The following is a 1655-nucleotide window of genomic DNA, read 5'->3' on the forward strand; positions in this document are numbered from 1 at the left end:
GGCCCCCAGGACCGCCCCGGGAGCCCGGATTTCCGCTGTTTCCGGCCGGTCCGGCGTCGTACGGCCGCCGATTTGTTGGTGGGCGAATCTTCCGGTAGAGTATTTACTCGTTGCCCCCCTAGCTCAGTGGTAGAGCGCGTTCTTGGTAAGAACGAGGTCACCGGATCGATTCCGGTGGGGGGCTCTGAATGAGGGCCTGTGTCAAGGCGGTTTTTGACCGGCTTAGCGCAGGTTTTCCTCATTTACGGCGGTGTAGCTCAGTTGGTTAGAGCGCACGACTCATAGCCGCCGATTGGTCCCGGGAGCCGATTCGGGCCCCCAGGACCGCCCCGGGAGCCCGGATTTCCGCTGTTTCCGGCCGGTCCGGCGTCGTACGGCCGCCGATTTGTTGGTGGGCGAATCTTCCGGTAGAGTATTTACTCGTTGCCCCCCTAGCTCAGTGGTAGAGCGCGTTCTTGGTAAGAACGAGGTCACCGGATCGATTCCGGTGGGGGGCTCTGAATGAGGGCCTGTGTCAAGGCGGTTTTTGACCGGCTTAGCGCAGGTTTTCCTCATTTACGGCGGTGTAGCTCAGTTGGTTAGAGCGCACGACTCATAATCGTGAGGTCGGGAGATCGAGCCTCCCCACCGCTACAGACAAGACCCCCGGAATCCTTGAGATTCCGGGGGTTTTTCTGTCTCCAAGCCCGGACGGGTATCGGGGTTCAATCCTTAGAAGCAGCAGACCGCCTGATGGGGTCAACGCGGGAGACCATCGAGCTGTGCCTAGGCATCAGCAAGCAGGCAGTACACAATAGGTACGGCAATCAGTAACGCGGCCAGCCTGGCCAGCCTTTTGGGGGAGGTCTGATGGGTACCAAGCGTCGGCTGGGCACGGCACTGGGGGCCATCGGGGTTGCGGTTCTTCTGGTCAGACTCTTAGTCAAGTTCCACGAAGCCATGAGCTATCCGGACGGTCTCAAGGTTCTTGGGGTGGCCCTGCTCATCATGGCGGTTGTCATACCGCCTTGGCTGGCTGGTTGTTCCACGAGGCGAGAACATTCAAGAGGCGGCTGCAGCTGGACCATCCTGGAGCCCTCGTCGTCGACACCTTCTGGACCGGGCGAGAACTCGGGAGATTCCTCAAGAAGGGGCCGCTGACATCAAAGACGAAAGGGGCAGGGTTCGTCCTGGACCTGGTCGCGGACGACCGCGGCCTCCAATTGGTCAGGCAACGACGGCGGCCCGTCTATTTCGGATTGGTGCCCTGGGAACAGGTTGTCTCCGTGAGAATGGAAAACCTGCGGAGGCCGCTGAGCCGCCGTCCCCTTGTGGTCATTGAGGTTGAATCGTGGGGTACCCCTTATGTCGCAGTCATTCGTTTGGTGCCTTCCGGGAGGCAGAACACGGAAACTGGTTTGGCGCTTGCCGACATGATCCTGGCGAAGCGGCCTCGCATTCCTTTCCTGGAGGATCGGGCCTAGCCAAGGGTGCAAGTTCGTCGTTAATCCGCGAGGGCGGGTGAAGATCACTTCAAGCCCGCCCAGGTGTAGCCTCACGGTACTTTGCAGCAACTGACGGTTGGGGATATCAGTGGACCTTCTTGGCACCATCATGGCCCCGTTCAAATGGCTGGTCTCAGCCATGATGGCGGGTTTCCATGACGGACTCAGCGC

3 tRNA genes are annotated in these 1655 nt (G+C 60.2%); all 3 read left to right on the forward strand.

The annotated features are described in order from the left end of the window. Window positions 1-112: 112 nt before the first annotated feature. Window positions 113-184, forward strand: a tRNA-Thr gene (locus Y706_RS0113540). A 241-nt stretch (window positions 185-425) separates the two neighbouring features. Further along, a tRNA-Thr gene (locus tag Y706_RS0113545) sits at window positions 426-497 on the forward strand. 62 nt (window positions 498-559) lie between these two features. Further along, window positions 560-633: transfer RNA gene (locus tag Y706_RS0113550), tRNA-Met, on the forward strand. Window positions 634-1655 lie beyond the last annotated feature (1022 nt).

The organism is Arthrobacter sp. I3, from assembly GCF_000520575.1.
Lineage (GTDB): Bacteria > Actinomycetota > Actinomycetes > Actinomycetales > Micrococcaceae > Arthrobacter > Arthrobacter humicola_A.